The organism is Providencia sp. LY12 (assembly GCF_057621555.1).
In genome coordinates, this window is the sequence record NZ_CM172594.1 from 3,219,755 (window position 1) to 3,238,920 (window position 19,166).

General features: G+C 40.1%; 13 protein-coding genes. 2 read left to right on the forward strand and 11 right to left on the reverse strand.

Annotated features, from left to right (window positions below):
- Positions 1-20: 20 nt before the first annotated feature.
- The gene (locus ACY3ZI_RS15510) at positions 21-1,727 is read right to left on the reverse strand and encodes an ABC transporter permease (RefSeq protein ID WP_487375468.1); all 1,707 of its coding nucleotides are present in this window, start codon (positions 1,725-1,727) and stop codon (positions 21-23) included.
- Positions 1,711-2,757, reverse strand: coding sequence for a Fe(3+) ABC transporter substrate-binding protein (locus ACY3ZI_RS15515; RefSeq protein WP_249215521.1), 1,047 nt, complete (start codon positions 2,755-2,757; stop codon positions 1,711-1,713). Before ACY3ZI_RS15515 ends, ACY3ZI_RS15510 begins: the two co-directional genes overlap by 17 nt.
- Before the next feature lie 519 nt (positions 2,758-3,276).
- Between ACY3ZI_RS15515 and rdrA the strand changes: the two genes are divergently transcribed.
- Both rdrA and rdrB read left to right on the forward strand, forming a co-directional pair.
- Positions 3,277-5,967, forward strand: coding sequence for an antiviral RADAR system adenosine triphosphatase RdrA (gene rdrA, locus ACY3ZI_RS15520; protein WP_487375469.1), 2,691 nt, complete (start codon positions 3,277-3,279; stop codon positions 5,965-5,967).
- A gap of 11 nt (positions 5,968-5,978) precedes the next feature.
- Complete coding sequence (rdrB, locus tag ACY3ZI_RS15525; RefSeq protein WP_487375470.1) at positions 5,979-8,546, forward strand: antiviral RADAR system adenosine deaminase RdrB; 2,568 nt, start codon at positions 5,979-5,981, stop codon at positions 8,544-8,546.
- A 62-nt stretch (positions 8,547-8,608) separates the two neighbouring features.
- Here the strand turns inward: rdrB and ACY3ZI_RS15530 are convergent, their stop codons facing one another.
- The 9 genes from ACY3ZI_RS15530 to ACY3ZI_RS15570 all read right to left on the reverse strand — a co-directional run bounded on the left by ACY3ZI_RS15530 (position 8,609) and on the right by ACY3ZI_RS15570 (position 19,069).
- The gene (locus ACY3ZI_RS15530; RefSeq protein WP_211887809.1) at positions 8,609-9,550 is read right to left on the reverse strand and encodes a fimbrial protein; all 942 of its coding nucleotides are present in this window, start codon (positions 9,548-9,550) and stop codon (positions 8,609-8,611) included.
- 8 nt (positions 9,551-9,558) lie between these two features.
- Complete coding sequence (gene fimG, locus ACY3ZI_RS15535; protein ID WP_036952250.1) at positions 9,559-10,050, reverse strand: type 1 fimbrial minor subunit FimG; 492 nt, start codon at positions 10,048-10,050, stop codon at positions 9,559-9,561.
- Between the two features lie 34 nt (positions 10,051-10,084).
- Positions 10,085-10,588, reverse strand: coding sequence for a type 1 fimbrial adaptor subunit FimF (fimF, locus tag ACY3ZI_RS15540; RefSeq protein ID WP_230086558.1), 504 nt, complete (start codon positions 10,586-10,588; stop codon positions 10,085-10,087).
- Positions 10,589-10,631: 43 nt separating this feature from the next.
- The gene (locus ACY3ZI_RS15545) at positions 10,632-13,268 is read right to left on the reverse strand and encodes a fimbrial biogenesis usher protein (protein WP_154639686.1); all 2,637 of its coding nucleotides are present in this window, start codon (positions 13,266-13,268) and stop codon (positions 10,632-10,634) included.
- Between the two features lie 86 nt (positions 13,269-13,354).
- Positions 13,355-14,053 carry a fimbria/pilus periplasmic chaperone gene (locus ACY3ZI_RS15550; protein WP_036952256.1) on the reverse strand — a complete coding sequence of 233 codons (699 nt, stop codon included), beginning with the start codon at positions 14,051-14,053 and terminating at the stop codon, positions 13,355-13,357.
- 64 nt (positions 14,054-14,117) lie between these two features.
- The gene (locus tag ACY3ZI_RS15555; protein WP_154609646.1) at positions 14,118-14,654 is read right to left on the reverse strand and encodes a fimbrial protein; all 537 of its coding nucleotides are present in this window, start codon (positions 14,652-14,654) and stop codon (positions 14,118-14,120) included.
- Positions 14,655-14,731: 77 nt separating this feature from the next.
- A complete protein-coding gene (gene fimA / locus ACY3ZI_RS15560) occupies positions 14,732-15,280 on the reverse strand; it encodes a type 1 fimbrial major subunit FimA (RefSeq protein WP_036952127.1) in 549 nt (182 codons plus the stop codon).
- 149 nt (positions 15,281-15,429) lie between these two features.
- Positions 15,430-15,705, reverse strand: a complete 276-nt coding sequence (locus ACY3ZI_RS15565) for a helix-turn-helix domain-containing protein (RefSeq protein WP_036952128.1) — start codon at positions 15,703-15,705, stop codon at positions 15,430-15,432.
- A 1,075-nt stretch (positions 15,706-16,780) separates the two neighbouring features.
- Entirely contained in the window at positions 16,781-19,069 is a 2,289-nt protein-coding gene (locus ACY3ZI_RS15570; RefSeq protein ID WP_036952130.1) for an FdhF/YdeP family oxidoreductase, read from the reverse strand.
- Between the last annotated feature and the right edge of the window lie 97 nt (positions 19,070-19,166).

Consider the following 19,166-nt stretch of genomic DNA (forward strand, 5'->3'; position numbering starts at 1 on the left):
ATTCCTTAACATAATCATTTTTATTGAGACGACCGTTTTGATTGAGATGATGTCAGCTGACTGCGCGCTAGGAGGATCACAGGCAATGTCCCTGCCAGCACAATTAATAGTGCCGCAATCGCGCCCTCTTCATAGGTTCCTCGCGCTGCCTCCGCATATAGCGAGGTTGCCAACGTCTCAAAATTCACCGGACGTAAAAGTAATGTGGTCGGCAACTCTTTCATCGCATCCGCAAAAACCAATAAAGCACTGGTGACGAGTGCCGGATGTAATAGCGGAAGATGCACACGAAAGAACGTTCGCAGCTCGCTTTCCCCTAACAGCCTTGAGGCTTGTTCCATACTCGGCGGAATACGGGTTAACCCAGCATCAATCGCCCCAATGGAGATAGCCATAAATCGAATCGAGCAGCAGATAACCAATAAAATTCCCGTAGATAACAGCGGTAATCCTCGAAAATCCAATAGCTCCGCCAGAAAATTATCCAGCGCCATACCCGGTGTTAACAAACCAATCGCCAATACCGTTCCTGGTACTGCATAACCCAGCGACGCAATTTTCATTAAGGCTCGTCGCCACTCTTGAGATGAACCAGAAATTGCACTCGCTCTGGCATACCACGCCACCACAATGCTCACCAACGTCACAACGACGGTGACACCCGCCGCTAGCAATAATGAGTTTTGTAGTGATTGCAACAGGCTGCTTGAGATTGTCATGCTGTCACTGATGCGTTTAAGGCTTTCCCACCCTAAAAAAAGTGCCGGTGCTAAAAAGCCTAACACCACCGGTAGCGCGGTGACACACGTGGCTAATACGGCTCGCCATCCCGTCAAACGCGATGGCAAGATTCCGCGCATTTGCCGCCCAGTACTGTAACGCTGATTTTTTCGACCGTAATATTCTAATGCTAGCAACAAGATAATCACGGTTAACATCGAGCAGGCAATTTGCGCCGCAGCGGGCAGATCAGAGCGAGTCACCCATGTGGTGTACACCGTCACGGTCAATGTATTCACACCTAAAAATTCCGATGCGCCGATATCATTGAGGGTTTCCAGCAGAGCGAGGCTAGTACCCACTACTAAAGCAGGGCGCGCCATAGGTAACGCCACTCGGAAAAATGTTCCCGTGGAACTGAGCCCAAGGGTTCGAGCCGCTTCCAGCAAATGGGCTGGCTGGCTCATAAACATGGCTCGCATGGTCAAGTAAACATAGGGATAAAGCACCAGACCCAGCAGCAAAATGGCGCCCGTCATCGAACGAAGATCAGGAAGGCGGAATTGGCGCGGCGAGTCGTACCCTAACACGCTACGAATAAATTCTTGAATCGGTCCAATAGGATGCAGTAAATCTAACCATGCAAACGCTACAATGTAGGTTGGCATAGCAAGGGGCAGTAGCAGCGCCCAGCTAAACAGCTTTCGACCAGGAAAATCAAACGCGGTCACCAGCCAGGCACACCCCGCGCCAATGGTCATCACCATGGCACCAACACCCAGCAGTAAAATTAAGGTATTTAAGGTGGCATCGGGAAGCACATAGCGCATCAAATGTTCCCAATGACTGAATCCTGAGCTTGCAGCCAGACCTAATAAAAACAACAAAGGGGTCAGAACGCCAAGCGTAATGACCACCACGGAGAGAGTTAATGGCGAGAAACCAACACGCGGCAGCCCGAAAGCCCCGCGCGTAGAGGCTAAGCCAGTTTTATTGATCGAATCCAACTTTATCTACCAACTGACTCGCTTGTTTACGGTATTTCACAATTTCGGTAAGTGGGAGGGTATCCACATTGATTTCCCCAATCGCGTTATTGATAGTGGCATCCAGTGGAACACCTTTGCGAATTGGGTATTCATAGTTTGCTTGCGCGTACAGTTGCTGAGCAGGAACAGAAACCAGATATTCCATCAACTTAACCGCTTCTGCTTTATGAGGAGCATGGCGTGCAACAGCTGCGCCAGTGATGTTGACGTGTGTTCCACCGTTAGTAAAGGTTGGCTGAACCACTTTGATAGCATCCCCCCATTTACGTGCGTCAGTGCCTTCTTTGGCATTTTTCATATGACCCACATAATAAGAGTTCGCTAAACCAACATCGCAGATACCGCCAAGAATATCACGCGCGACATCGCGATCACCGCCCGTCGCTTTACGGGCTAAGTTGGCTTTCACGCCGCGTAACCATGCTTCCGTTTTCGCTTCACCGTCGTGAGCAATCATTGCTGCCACTAACGCTGTGTTATACGGGTGCTGACCTGCGCGGATACAAATTTTGTCTTTCCATTTTGGATCGGCTAAATCTTCATACGTGATGCTAGTTAGCGGTAAATCTTTTTCCGCATACAGCACTCGAGCACGCATAGATAAACCAAACCATTGGTTATCTTTGTCGCGTAATGAAGCCGGAATAGCGTCAGTTAATACTTTTGAATCAACAGGCTGGGTAACGCCTGCTTCAACTAAATCGATAAGGTTCCCAGCATCCACCGTCATTAATAAGTCCGCAGGGGAGTTTTTACCTTCCGCTTTGACACGCTCTAACATACCGTCTTTGACATAAACAGTGTTGACGTCAATAGCAGTTTCTTTGGTAAAGGCATCCAGCAGTGGCTGGATCAGTCCTGGCTCACGAGTGGTGTATAACGTTAAGGAATCTTTTGCCATGGCAGGCAGTGCACAGGTAATAATAAGCGATGAGGCCAACGTAATTAAACGCGTTTTATTACGTAAAAAATACATTTTTTTCAACATGTTGCTATCTTCTCCAAGGTGAAGTGATGCTTAAACTAGTATATTGAGTATTTTTAACTGGTCGAAAAAAGTATATTGATAACCAATCTCGTTTGCAAATTATTTTCATTCATAAATAATAATCATTAGTAACCATTGAGATTTATTTATGCTTTTATTGGCTTTTTTCCTATGCACATAAAAAGCACCTTCAGATGCTTTTAGTTCAAAAATTTATATTCAATTAACTATCCCTGGCTATCCTTTAAATAAGAATTTAAGCGTCAACCGAGTGAATTCAAATATACCTGATTTATCTGCGTGAATATTTCTCATTGAAATTAATTTTCTTCTGCTTATATTTTCTGTTTTTTGGTTTTATTTTCATCAATCAAAATAATATTTGTTAGATCCCTCTCAATAAACGACTGGGAATAGGTATTAATGGAAAGAAATAATTTAAAATGCCGATATCTATTTTCTACCAATCTAATTTTAAATTACCGAGACTCCAAAATGAGTTAGGTATTTGAGGAAGCCATGTCTAACGAAATTATTCTTAATCTTGATTTGCCTGAGTATCAAGATGAATTTTACTCTTCAGAAAATAACGCGGATAAAAATGAGCTTTGGCAACAAGATGCCAATAAAATACTAATCTCATTTCTAGAGAAAATGGGTAAAAACGCTCAGCAGTATAAACAGAAATGCTCCTCTCTAAATGTTCAAGATATCAGCTTAAACAGCTACCAACATGCTATTTTTATTAGTGGCGACAGAGGGACAGGAAAGACCGTATTTTTACGTAATGCCAAAGCCACGTGGGAATTTCATTCAAAAAGCAATAAAGAAATTCCTAATTTGTATTTTATTGATGTAATCGACCCAACATTATTAAATATTAATGATCGTTTTTCAGAAGTAATCATCGCTTCTGTTTATGCAGCAGTCGATAAAAAGCTTAAGAGACCAGATATAAAACAAGAGAAAAAAGACAGTTTCTACAGCGCACTCAAAACCTTATCTAGCGCACTCGGTCACCCGACAGAATTCGATGAATTTCGCGGTATTGACCGTATCCAGAAATACCGTTCTGGTATTCATATTGAGCGTTATTTTCATCAATTTCTGATTACTAGCGTAGATTTATTAGGTTGCGATGCATTAGTTCTGCCCATCGATGATGTGGATATGAAAATAGAGAATGCCTTTGGAGTGATTGATGATATTCGCTGCTTATTGTCTTGCCCATTAATATTGCCACTCGTCAGTGGTGATGATGATATGTACAACCATATCACCACCATGAAATTTGAAGAGTCATTATCCAAACGTGATAAGGCCAGTAATTTTAATGATGGAAAAAATATGGCTGAGCATTTATCGAATGCCTATTTAACTAAAGTATTCCCTAACCATCACCGAATTCCATTAGTTCCTATACAACAATTGCTTTCAAAATTAAAAATTAAGTATAAATATTTTGAAAATAGAACTTATCATGATGATGAAATATCATATAGCCAATATGACTCCGCAATAAAACAAGTCTTTTACCCATTTTGTAATGGACAAGAACGTAGCACTAACTGGCCTCAACCAGAAAATGCGCGAGAAATAACACAATTTATTAGACTGATCACACCTAACAGATTAAAAGTAAGGTTAACTAGAGCAGAGAAAGCGAATACCAGTAATGAAATGTTATGGCGTGATTTTTCACTCTGGGCTGATAGTAAGCAAGATGGTATTGCATTAACCAATGCAGAATCTTACCTTGCTATTAATGCAATGCAAGCTTCCGATGAATTTGATTTGAAAAACATTATTGCATTTAGTCCATTGATGCAAAAAAACAAATACCGCTGGGCTAAAAAAGATTTTTATGGCCAACAAATTAGCTGTATTAGTGATTTTAAAGCTCATACTACAAACAATGATATTTTAAATACTGTATTTACTCAAACTACGTCTAAAGAACCTGTAAAAGAAAATAATATTCTTCGCAGTTTTCCACCATTAGAACTTATAATGGACCCAATGTATATCAGTAGTAATCAAGTAGAAATAATAAATAACCATAAAAATATACTTTTAGCTTTATACACTTACTATGATTACTATAGTGAAAGTCAAAATAGACGTTACCATATCTTCTTTAGTCGAACTTTTGAAGTTTTATTTTGGTCAATACTAGCCGTTACAAATAATCTTCCTAGACATTTACTAGATGAATATAACTTCAAAACAAAACTAATTAATATCTTTTCTCGAGCCCCGTTTTACTCTATGTTTGGACTGAATACCACCAGAGTAATTGATGAGACAGATGAAATTGATGAGACAGATGAAATTGATGAGACAGATGAATATGATTTTGATTTTCTATTTGATGAATCTGATGAATCTGATGAATCTGATGAATCTGATGAATCTGATGAATCTGATGAATCTCTAAATAATACTACTGAGCATAATAATGTTATTTCAGAATTTTGTGACCAAGTTTATATTTGGATAAAAAAACACAAGCACAACCCTGAAATTAAAGAACTTAACTTACCCAGCCAATTTACTAGTATAAATTTAATACCATTATTAACACTAACCTTTAATAAAACTTTTTCACAGTTAAATGTATTAAGAAAAAATGTGAGGAAATTTAATGGTGAACATCTTTCAGATCTAGCTAAACGCTTTGAATATATTTTTATTAATGCAATAACCTCATTTATGCGAGATGGTAATGTGGTTAATACTAACGTCGCAACCGGTGCGAGATCAAGTACTGTTAGAGATAAAGAAAAATTTATTAAATTTGATAGAACTTTATCAAGAAATATATCTGGACTAAATTTATTAAGTGAAAAAGAACCCGCAGAGAATTATGCTAAGCTAATTAAAATAATTTGGAAACATCCAATTTTTAATCTGGATATAAAGTCAGAATTAAACCCTATAGGGAGATCTGCCACGGAAAATGAACAGAAAATACAATTACCAATTAAGCATATGTTATTTAAAGACATAAAGAAGGAATATTTCAATCTGACTAATCATAAGACTATTAGAACAGCACAAGTTCGTGATTGGGCCATGAATAATGTAAGTACTGCACAAGAATTTTATGAACGAATTAAATCTCTACTCGCTACAGGAGATGAACATAACTACGGCCAAGTAAATTGGATGTTAGAAGGCTTACTTCAAGCATTAAATAAACAAGTGTAAGGATAATACACATGTTCAACCAAGATCCCCGCTGGTTAATTCCAGCGGTTTATCTCGCCTCGGATAGGTTGTTTTATCATCAGCTACAGCAACATAGAAAAGAGAGCAACATTTTAATTGCCCCCAAAGAGGAAGAGAAAAAAATCATTGCTTTAGCAGCCAAAGATTATCAATTCTACTTTGGGGGGCGTTTACGTAAAGAAGATATTGAGAATAATACTGAATATTGGTCAGAACATTCGAAGAAAATTGGTAGCTTAGGAATTTTACAGCAGCTTGCTGATGATTTTTTAGTCTGGCAAGGTGATTGCTTCGAAGTTCGTCGAGAACGGATGGAAGCGTGGATCATGTTGTGCTCTGTGATTGATCCTGCTTGGATCATCGCTTACGCCTATGCTCTGCTATTTAAGCAAAATGTGTTATCTGAAAATGAAATAATTGCCATGTTTATTGGGCGGCAATGCCCCTTTGCTTTTCCAAATGAGCGCAATAACAACGAATTTGCAGATAACCATATTCACTTCAATGGCCATGGCTATTCCTCACTTTCCATGCTGAGCTTTCTCGATAGCAATGCGAAACTAAAAGAAAATATAAAGTGGCCTTATCGAGAAGAATATACCCTGTGTGAAAGCGGTTTAGTCAAAAAAGACCAGTTAACTAATTGGTTTTCTAGTTATATTAATTGTCTATTACCCATGATTTATCCAAAATCATCCAACACAGAGAATACAACCGACCACTCGATGAGCTTAGATTATGAAGCGCTAAATGATCTACATAGCAATATCAATGAGCACGCGTTAAAACTCAGTGACTTTGCTCGTCTTTACGAGCCGGGCAACATACAACAAAACTTACTGTATGTTGCAATGCAGCAAGAGGTACGTGCTCACCAACGTTGGATGCTACTGTGCTGTGGGCTACTCATTGGAAATGAAGACTCAACCTACCATAACTGCTTATCTAATTTGATTCGCACTAGTAATATTCTGCGAAATTATATGGTGGTCTCTGCGGTAGGTTTAGGGCAATTTGTTGAGTTCTTCAAATTCCCGCTTCGAACGGGAGATAAAAAACTGTTTACTCATGAGGTCACTCAATATGACTTTAATGCTAATACCTCTCGGGAATACCGTGTTTCCCCTAATGTGATTTTAGGCAGAAAAAAACGCCCAAACATTTATCACTATCAACTACGCGATTTTTACTCAAACCATGCCAGACAGTCTCTACCAGAGCAAGCTCACTTAGTTGTTCACTTTTCTCGAGGATTTCCCGATAAAAAGCGACCTCATGATAAAAGGCTAAGCACAACACGATACGAATTACTTAAACAAGTTAGAGGGTTAGAGGAATTAAATACTTCTGCAACCGTGCAAGAGACTCCTTACAATCACGACCATCATAACGATATTCAGTATATTGACCTACGTAGATTAATCCGTGGTTATGATGTTGCGGGCAACGAAAATGAGCTACCCATTGAAGTCTTTGCACCAGTATTACGCGTATTAAGAGCCGCAAAGTATTCAGGTGGAGGAGCAATGACCACTCGCTTGCAAAGACCATTTATTACCGTTCATTCTGGGGAAGACTATAGCCACTTATTAAGTGGATTAAGGGCAATGGATGAAGCCGTTGAGTTTTGTCAACTTCGCGAGGGCGATCGATTGGGTCATGGTTTAGCCCTTGGAATCGATGTGAACTTTTGGGCTAAACGGCAAAAAAGAGCCTATCTGACGGCAGGACAACATTTAGATAATTTAGTTTGGGCATACTACCAAGCTGTTCAATTATCTCAATATACCGTTGAACATATCCCTATTATGCATGAGCTTCGGGATAAAATTCACCATTGGTCGCAATTACTCTATAAAGAAATTTGTACCCCAAACCAACTCTATAAAGCATGGTTATTACGCCGTAATTGGCCTGACTATAATGAGATGCAACCAGAAGTAGCAAATTATTCGGAATGGGTTCCAGATAATAAATCACTATTGTCAGAGGATTTACCTGAAGGTAAAAGTGCTAAACGGCTTTGGGAAAGATACCTAGACAGCGAAATTGAAGAAAATGAAGCATTTAACCGTATTATTTCGATTAACTGCCAACCTGATATTGGTGAAAGCTTTTTTGCTTCACCCAATGAAGATGAAGACGTTATCTCTTTAGGTGAAATTCGTCTTTATGAAGCCATTCAAGACTTTATGATGGATAAATACAGCCGTCGCGGCCTAGTCATTGAAGCTTGCCCAACATCCAATATCTATATTGGTCGATTTGAAAAATACCATGAACACCCTATTTTTCGCTGGAATCCACCGCATCCTGATTGGCTAAAACCAGGGGAAAAATTTAACCGTTATGGATTACGTTCAGGCCCATTAACAGTGTGTGTTAATACAGATGACAGCGCATTAATGCCAACAACGATAGCGAACGAGCATCGCATTATTCGGGAAACGGCCATTCAATGTTACGGAATAGGAACTCTAATGGCGGATGTCTGGATAAATTCAATTCGCCAAACTGGTGTGGATATTTTTAAAACAAACCATTTATCTCAAAATTAAAAAAATCAGGCTGATTTATTCAGCCTGATTTTTTCTCATATTAATACGATTAAGTTGCTTCACTAATCATACATAAATGTCACGCCAATCACCGACTGCACTTTCCCAGCAGTCACCTGACCTTGAGTTCTAGAATATCGCGCGCTTAGTCCTAAGTTCACCGCTGAACTTCCTACTCGACCTAACTGAACGTTTTGGTTTGCTGGAATTGCATTACCATTGCGAACCATTTGGATCCCTACTCCTTTTGCGGCATTAGCACCAGACAGTGTATTAGCAAAAATATTGCTGCTCGTATCGGTTGTTCCCGTTAAATAGTAGGAGATATTTTGGCTCGAAGCACAATAGATAGATAACGGTACCGGCTGAGCACTTCCCGGATATTCCGGTAAGTTGACCACCACATTACGCGAAGAAACATCACAACCACCAATAGGCACCACAACATCATTGTTGGCATACAAGTTCCATGTAAAGGTCGATGTATTGACGTTACCGCCCCCCACGATGTTAGAACCAACTTGGTACATTACCAATGTTGCAAAGTGGGTTCCTCGATTAACCACTACACCACCCGCAGCAGAAATAGGCGTTAAATACAATTGGGTATTCCATGCGGTGTAATTGCCTGATGGAAAATCTTGCTGGTGAGTTGGGTTAGTCAAAGGGAACGTATAGCTTGAGCCATAATATCGCAATGAGCCTCGAAAGTTATTCAATACCCCACCATAAGCGGAACCACGGATCATATTCACTTGGTCACGTCGTGCTGATGGGTCATCATTCTTACAAAATATTGAATTCGACAAATCCACCACTAAGTTTTGACCAGCTTGAACACTTGGCTGCAAGTTAACATACGCATTGGCGGTCACTGGGCTTTGTGTGTAACTTAGAACGTTTCCTGTTGAGTCGTAACAGGTAAAAGCAGACACCGAAGAAACCCCAGCAAAATAGATAAATGAGTTAACACAAATTAATTTAACTAGCTGTTTTATATTCATAATATTGCTCACAGATACGTGTAGGTGACATCAATTGCCGCTTGGATGGTGCCTTGTGTCGCCCCGCCTCTCACCGATATTGCTCTTACTTGTAAAGGAAAACTCGTTGAAAGCGTTGCATCGCTGACTGGCATGCGTTTTTGTGCGCCGTTATTTAAGTTATTGCCCGATGAATCTTGAAGTTGCAGCTGGATATTGCCTGCCGTACCTTGGTTTTTGTAGTATCCCACCGAATCAGCGACACCTTTAAAGGTCGCCATAACTACCGATGTACCAACAGGGCAATTGGTCAAATCCAGCGACACAGTATGCCAATCCGATGCCGACCCCGGTGAGGTCAAATTGAACGTGTAAAGATCACCCAGATCCACATTGGCTGTCTTGGTTGATACCGTACAAGGTTTCGCAACAACGCTCCCATTGACCGTCACTGTTACGTCAGCCGCGTGTGTGGAGGTTATTGATGAAGATAACAGCCCCAAAAATAAAGCTGTCATCATTGTTGATTTATACGTCATTCATCGCATCCTCTATTTACTGGAATTCGAGCGTAAATGTGGCGGTTGCTCGAATATGCCCTGCCGTAACGGGCAATTTTGACGCCATTAGACGTGCATTGAAATTGAGCGTATTGGCTTTTCCTGCCACTAAAGGCGTCCATGCAATATTATTTGAGTCCGCATTGAGGACTAATGGGTCTTTAGCACTGTCTAAAATCTGAATTCCTGCCCCTGTCGCATTTGCGCTACCGGGTTCTAATGCCAGCAAGGTTTTATTACTCGAGTCTGCTATACCGACAAACCCGACTTTGACTGCTGTTACCGCAGAACCGCAAGGTGTTAGCTCAATACGAAACGGTACCGTTGGCGTCACTTCCCCCACTGAGTGCAGCTGTTTCACCGCATTCAGTAGCAAATCCACCACTTGATTTTGTGAGCCAGGAGCCACGGCACAAGTGTTATCTCGTACATTGCCTGTAATGTTAATGGTGCTATCCGCCGCCAATGCATTGGAACACAAGCACAAAGAGGTCAACATTGAGGCTAAGAAAATATTCGATTTATCAAACACTATGGGCTCCTTAGAGGCACTCGGCACTATACTTACTGAGGATTTCATATTGGCTTTCTGCTGGCAGTGTGTAATTGACCTTACACTGAGCATCCGCCCCATCTCCCCAACGTGCGATTAATTGTCCGGTTAACGGCAAACCAGTTAAGTAAACTTGCCCATCTTCCGCCACAATATTGCCACCACTATTTTCACCAGAAGAAACAACCGAGCCGAATGGCACTGGTTTTCCATGGCGAGTTAATGTCATCAGCACTTTGACCCCAACTTTCGGTTGGAAATCAGCGCGAACGACAGCGCCACGAGTTGGCACCACATTCAGAACGGGATCATCCAGATCCACGTTATTCGCTAACGTATTGGTATTCAAAGCAATACGGTTTTCACGATATTCAGTGGCATAAGGTAATACCGCATAGCCCCGCCAGTCAGTCTCAACCCCGGTTTGGTTTTCGACTTTCACATGTCCCGCACCCGGCGCTTTCACTAATACCACGGTATCGTTCATTGGTTGGCTCAGCGTTAATCCATTTTCATGAGCTAAGACGCCCCCACTCACACCGTAGTAAACTTGGCGAATATTATCGGCATAGCTATAACCGACGTTGGCATTTCCATAAGCCCCGCGATAGTTCAGTGACGTATAGCCTGTCCCCGAAGAGTTACCTTGTCCACCGCCTGCATACCCAGCTTGAACGCTATAACTTAAGTTATTGTCTTCCAATAACGTTCCGTATAAACCGGCGGTGTTGTTTACGCGACCTTTGAGATCGTGAGAAACGTTGTAACTTGCGCTGGCATTACGCCAGATAGACTGACTGTCTGAACGTAACCAATGGCTAAAGGGAATGTTGACGTTCAATGCCAGCATTTGGTCGTTGCCATCCTGCCATGAGTTTTTGGACAGACTGTAACTTAATCCCCAACTAATCCCTTTAATCAGTGTGTTAATCCCTACCTGTAATTGCTTATCCGCTTTACTGGTATTCCAATATGTTTCATGACTTCCCGTCACATACATAGTGGATTGCTCACCCAACTGCTGGGTTAGAGTTAACTGAATTTTTTCGCGCTTGTTATAAGCTAAGTTGTAATAGTCAGAAAACTTAGGTGTCACTTGGATAATGCCGTCTTGCGTCGCAAGGTTATACCCTGACATCCGTTTGTACGTCGTATCCGCAAATGAGTAATAACCCTTTGTTGAATACCGATAACCCGCCAGCTGAATAATCGTTCCCGTTTCATTCAGAGATTTGTTATATAAGAAACGAATTGACTGACCTTGATGGTTGCTGTCATCCGGTAATTTGGCATTGGCATGGGTAATATCGATAGATAGCGCCCCAAAGACACCGATATTTTTACCTATCCCTGCGTTAAAAGCTTGGTAACGATTGGCTAACTGAGTTCCGCCATAGAGCGTCCAGCCATATGACAAACCGTGCAGTAACGTAGTTTGTAAGAATGTCGGTTTTTCCTGATTGCCGCTTCCCGAACGATAATCCCCTACAGTAACGGCATATTGTGTATGCCCTTCACGTTGGAGCAACGGAACAGATGAATACGGCACGGTGAAGCTCTGTACGGATCCATCCGCTTCCGTGATCGTCACATGCAAATCACCACTATTCCCCGCTGAATAGAGATCGTTAATCACAAACGGTCCCGGTGGGAATGTGTTGCGATAAATCTCATAGCCATTTTGCTTAACAGAGACATCCGCTGTACCGCGAGCGATCCCTCGGATCACGGGCGCAAATCCTTTTTGGCTTTCAGGCAGCATATTGTCGTCCGAGGCTAATTGAATGCCTCGGAAGTTAACACTGTCGAAAATTTCTCCCGGAGTGTAGCTATCACCCAGCGTTAAACGAGAGCGGATCACATTGATGCCACGCTCTAAATAGGTATTGATATGTTCCCAGCGAGTTTCACTATTTGCTGTGCCTGTGCTGTGGCTCCATGTGGAGTTATCCCGTAAGCGCCACGCACCAAAGTTTAAACCACTTTGTAGATTCAAATAGTTATAGCTACTGTGCTTTCCGTCTTGATTACGTGCGCTGCTTCCCGTCAGGCTATAATTTAAAATCCCTGCCGTGATCCCTGAATCCCAAAGCTCTGGAGGAATAAAACCTCGCGCTTTGTCTTTCATAAACAGTTGTGGAACAGTGATATATAACCGTTGCAAGCCCACATCAAATCTCGCCGTTGAATCTTTTACGGTGGATGACAATGGTTCACAGGTATCTTTGGGTTTCGTCTGTAATTCTGGCAGCGCTAATGTATTGATCCCCATCTTGGCCAATTCATTAGGCGTCAAACAAGGGGACAGCTGTTTATCATTTTTATCCAGAACAAAATTCACATCCCGGGTGAGTAAATAGCCATCATTAAGATAAACATCAACACGATAAGTCCCTTCAGGAACTTCTTGCCCTTGTTCAAACGCAGATAAATCTGCGACTGCTGAAGGATCATCCGCTAAGAAACGAGGGTTAAAATATAACTCTGCCGTCGCCCATGTTGGATAAAGGCATGCGCCTATCAAGAATGCCAGCGGAACCAAAGGAAAATGGCGTTCGAATCTGCATCCCAAAAATGATCCTTTTTTTGAAATTAATAGCCCTTTTTCAGATGTCAGATGTGACATGTCCCCTCCGCTCAACAATGTTGCTCAGCAAATTTTCCAATTTGGAATGATGTTTAATTATTTTCGAGAAATAAAAACGTAAGTTTTTACTGCATTTTTCCTGTCATTTTCGGCGTTAGTGCGCCGTAATCATTAATGGTTTGGTAGCTAATAGCACCATTTCCATTGGAAGGAACATTCACTGACGCATCACCAAATGGAGGAACAAGCACGTTATCCAATTTTGCTGCACCGATTTTTAAATCTGTAACTGTGGCAAAATAAGGCGTTGGGTTAACCACAATCAGTGAGCTACCTTGGCGCTTAAAGCGTAATTCTTCAGCCACTTTATCCGGCGCAATAGAGAGACCTGTAGGACGGTAATACAATTTAATGCGGCTAATAATCGCTAACTGCAACGTATTCTCGCTCATGTTCGCTTTGTCCATTGCTGGAATCGCTTTCACATTCAGCCAAAACAGCGTTTCTCTATCTTTCGGTAATTGGTTATTGGTCGCATCAATAATGCGCAATGTATTTTCTTTAACGCCTTTCATCGTAAAAAGAGGCGGAGTGATCGCAAATTGGCTATCTTTTTGACCATTGGCATTTTCAACCCACGATTGGATCAGAAAAACGCCCTTTTCATCATTATTGGTCACGGCAAGTTGAACCTGCTTTTGATCCGCAGGATAAATCACTCGCGTTGCACCTAATGCAACACCTGCATAAACCTGAGTGGATACGGTCGAACAGAGTAAAAGTAATAAGGCGGTAATGAACTTATATGTTTTTCTGGTTTTCATGTTTACATCTGTCCTTTTTTTACTAAAAAATGAAATAAATATGTCACTGTCTTTTTCGATATTTTTATTCATAAGTCAGTGAGAATAATGCTTGAGCATTCGCTTTTCCGCCCATGATGTTCTCGCTCGTCGAACGATACTTAGCAACAAAGTGCAATGTCATATCCCCATCACGCAGGTTCGCCACTTTAAGTGGAGCACTATTCACCGGAATTAAGGTATTTTTTGAATCAAAAATGGCAACTCCCACACCTTTCGCGGTGTTAGGTCCATCACCGATGGAAAAAATATCTGGGTTCCTTTCATTAGCCACACCGTTGAAGGTAATGGATACATACTCGCTAACTGCATTGCTACACTCTCGGAGATGAAGATCAAACGCAGTCGGTGCTGAATCTTGACCTGGAGCCTTGAATGCATTGGTGCGCACTTGCCCCATATTCACTACCAAATTACGGTCTGAAGTTTCAACAGTGCAGCCTTCTGCAATTAATTCCCCTTGAAAGCGCATCCCACCACCAGGAAGTTGAACTTTCCATTTATTCCCAGCTTGCAAAAATGGAGAAAACAGAAGGAGTGAAACTGCCAGCAGCTCTCTCATAAACTTCCACCTTTTGGTTCGTGAATAAAAGCCATCCTTGGCTTATCAAATGGGATATCCCTAATCCTTTTTAGTGATTACTCGTATTGAACAGCGAAGGTTGCATCTGCGTTAGCAACACCAGCAGTTGTTGCACCCAGTGCGAAGTAACGAGCTTGGAATGGCAGAACGTTTGCACCGTCATTCAGAGTGATAGGGTTACTGAATGTTGCACCATCCAGACCCAGAGGCGCGCTCTTACCATCTAAAATTTGGATACCAACGTTAGTCGCTGCACCTGAAGCTGAAGAAGCTACAGATAAAACAGTTGGGTTAGTTGCATCTGCTGCAACACCGGTAAAGGCAACTTTTGCAGAAGTAGCAACTGTTGTATCACAATCGTTTAATTGGATGTTGAAACCAACAGAACCACTGGTATCGCCCAATTTAGCTAATTTAGCTGTACGAACTTGACCTAAACGAACAGTTTGCTCTACAGAACCAGCATCAACAGCACACGCTGCATTCACTAGCTCACCTTTAAAGTGTACCTGGCCGCCGTTTACGGTTGTTGTTGCAGCCATTGCAGCGACTGAACCTAAAGATAAAGCTGAAATAACAACAAGTGCTAGTGATTTAACTTTCATAATATTTCCTTATGTATATTTATTAAGTACAACTTGATAGAAAAAAACAAATACAGACTTCATGACACCATAATTAAAACGACCGAATTTAATTAAATTGCCTAAAACAATTTAATTAAATTTGAATGATTTTAAAAAATAAGGGTCTATCACTCTATTTTCGAGTGTTTGTATACACTAGAATCAAACAGATACTTCATTTTTTCGAAGAAAACATCAATATCTCGGCTACTCATCTCAAGTGCATTAAATAGTATGATAAGCTTGTCAAATGATATATTATTCACACCGTTTTCATATCGAGATATTTGCTGTTGGCTTACATTAATACGCTTTGCCAATTCACTTCCTGTTAATCCTGTGCGCCTACGGTAGTCTTTTAACATCCTGCCAATATTATTTGATAATGGTTCATAGTCTCGCATTTCAAACCTCTCAGATCATATTTCGCTGATTATTTTTTTATATTATCGATATAGGAAAATACGCTTCAGCTGTTATTAAGTTATAGAATTAAAACTGTAGTTAAAAATTGTTTTTTTCGATCGAAAAAGAGCTATTTGATATACGCAGGCTATCAATCATAAATATTAATTCATTTAAATCAATAAATAATCAAATATGAGTAAAATAATAAAACATAAAAATCAACACCTTATGAGCATCTGAAAATACCAAAATAAATAATTGAAGATATTTCTTTAAATGAAATAAGGCACGCATAACACGATATACATGTTAAATAGACACAATAATTTACAATAAGGACCATTATATAAAAATAAAACCGTTAATTAATGAAAATCAATAACCTCAGAATTACAATTAATTCGCAAAGATAAAAATAAAAACAAATCGAAAAAAGATAATCAATATTAGAATATCAACTGATTTATAATAAAACAAAATAAAATACCAATAACCCCCAAACCCCAATTACGAGTTGAAAACAATTTTCAAGAAAAACAAAAAACTGAATTCATTATAGCTGCATATAAGAATAATCCTAGTAAGAGTTAAATAAATATGTAAGTAATTATTACACCCACTATCTCACCTTTATTTCGTGTTTTTAATTATATTATTTAAATTAAATTTAATAACTTTATAACCTTGTGTGTTAAATAACCAAGAACACATAAAAAACATCAAAAAAACCTATTCATTAATTAAAAACTCTTTATTTAATGATTTATTTCACTCGAGTCATTGAACTAAACGAACAAGATACACATTAAAGATAGTTTAGAAATAGTAATACAATTGATCAGTATAAATACTAGGTAATATTGAATGAATTATTTATAGAGCTCCTAGGAACGCTGGCTCGCCAATGTTGTGTGAGTTGAGCCGATAGGATTAGAAAATGATTGGATAAGAAAAGCAGTAAAGATACTCGGAATAACAGAAGGGAAATCGGTGTTATTTAGAAATGTCGTTGATATGCCTTTAGAGGATCAAATAAACCACCCACATAGGGGTGGTTAGAATTTAAAACAATTAGGATACTGCACTTACCTTCTCTAAAATTACTGGAATATTTTTATACGCAGGAATACCACATTGAGGGTCAAAGTTATCAAGTGCTATCAAATTATTTGCTTCAGGAAAATAAGTGGCAACACAGCGATCAGCCATATCATAGATAACCACTTTTAGGTTATCTAAACGACGTTTAGTCCTATTTTGCCGATTATCTAAGGCAATAACATTGACTCTATCACCAGCAGATAATTTTTGTTTTTTTGCCTGAGCTTCACTGATAAAAATGACGTCTCTCTGTCCAAAAACACCACGATAGCGGTCATTCATTCCATAAATAGTTGTATTGTACTGGTCATGACTACGTATAGTTGCCAAAACTAATTCGCTATGTGTCGCAGACTCTGGATCTTCAATGACACCTTCAGTTGTTATAAAGTTTGCTTTACCTGATTGAGTTAACCACTTACGCTGAGCCGCTGCATTTGTTAAATGAAAACCTCCAGGAATTCGGATTCTTTTATTGTAATCTTCAAAACCTGGTAATACAGCTTCCATTGCATCACGAATTTTATCGTAATCATCAATGAAATCATCCCATTCAACTTTTGAGTTAGGAATCGTCGCTTTGGCAAGACCAGCAACAATTGCACATTCCGATTTTAAATATGGGCTAGCAGGTTTTAGCTTGCCATGTGAAGCATGTACCATTGACATAGAATCCTCAACAGTAATGCTTTGCGGACCTGATTTTTGAATATCTACTTCTGTACGACCTAATACAGGAAATAAAAATGTATTCTTTGCCGTCAACAAATGTGATCGATTAAGTTTGGTCCCAATATGAACAGCCATATCAAGTTTTTTCATTCCGCTATAGCATGCATCCTTATCTGGCATAGCAACTGCAAGGTTTCCCCCCATACAAATCAATGCGTTTACTTTGCCTTCAGAGATTGCTTGCATGCTAGCCACGGCTGCATGACCAAAAGCGATAGGAGGCTTAAAACCAAAGCGTTGCTCAATTTTGTCGATAAAAGATTGGCTTGGTTTTTCGGTTATTCCAACAGTACGATCGCCTTGCACATTAGAATGCCCTCTCAATGGGCAAATTCCCGCACCATCTCGACCAATATTACCTTTCAATAATAAAAGATTGATTAGTTGCTGAATATTTTGAGTACCATGCTGGTGCTGCGTAATTCCCATGCCATAACAGATAATGGTATTTTTTGCCTCGATATAAAGTTGAGCAATTTGTTCTATTTCATCACGAGTCATGCCACTCACCGATAAAATATCATCCCAAGAAGTAGTGAGCACATCTTGCTTAAGGTTATCAAAACCAACGGTATGAGTGCTTATAAATTCACTATCTAATATAGGCGCTTGACCTCTTGCTATAGCCGCATCGTGGTACTCAATAATAATGCGAATGACACCTTTAATTAATGCAGTATCTCCACCGATTCTAACTTTATAGTAATATCCTGCGAGAGGCGTGGACTCTAGCGTCAACATTTCAATTGGATCTTGCGGATAAGCAAATCGTTCTAATCCTCTTTCTTTTAAAGGGTTAATTGCGATAATTTTGGCACCTCGTTTTGATACTTCACGAAGTGAGCTGAGCATTCGAGGATGATTAGTTCCTGGATTATGTCCAATACAAATTACTAAATCAGCCTTGTCAAAATCATCAAGTAATACCGTACCTTTACCCACACCTATTGAGGCTGCAAGACCGACACTTGTCGGCTCATGGCACATATTTGAACAATCCGGAAAATTGTTAGTTCCATACTCTCTGGCAAAAAGCTGATATAAAAACGCAGCTTCATTTGAAGTTCGACCTGAAGTATAAAATTCAACCGAATTAGGATCTGAGTAATTTGATAACCGCTGACCTATTTGAGCAAAAGCATCGTTCCATTCAATTTTTTCATAGCGATCTGTTTGCTCATTATATTTCATTGGGTGAGTTAGACGACCTTCATTTTCCAAGTCATAGTCATCCCACGTTAACAATTCACTAACGGTATGTTTCGCAAAGAACTCAAGTGTTGCTCTCTTTGCAGTGGCTTCCCATGCCATCGCTTTTGCACCATTTTCACAGACATCAAACGATGCACTATGTTTAGGGTCAGGCCATGCACAACCGGGGCAGTCAAAACCTTGAGGCTTATTCATTTCAAACATAGTAATAATATCGGGTACAATATCCATCTGCTCGCGTATAGCTTCAGCGACAGCTTTAACTGCTCCCCAGCCTGCCGCAGGTCCAGTGTAATTTTCGATTTTTTCTTTCATTTTCATTACTCTTTTAAATTTAAATGTAACAAGAAATAAACGTTATTTTATTACAGTGTAATTATGATTAATGTGGAGTGACGAATACCGACTTATC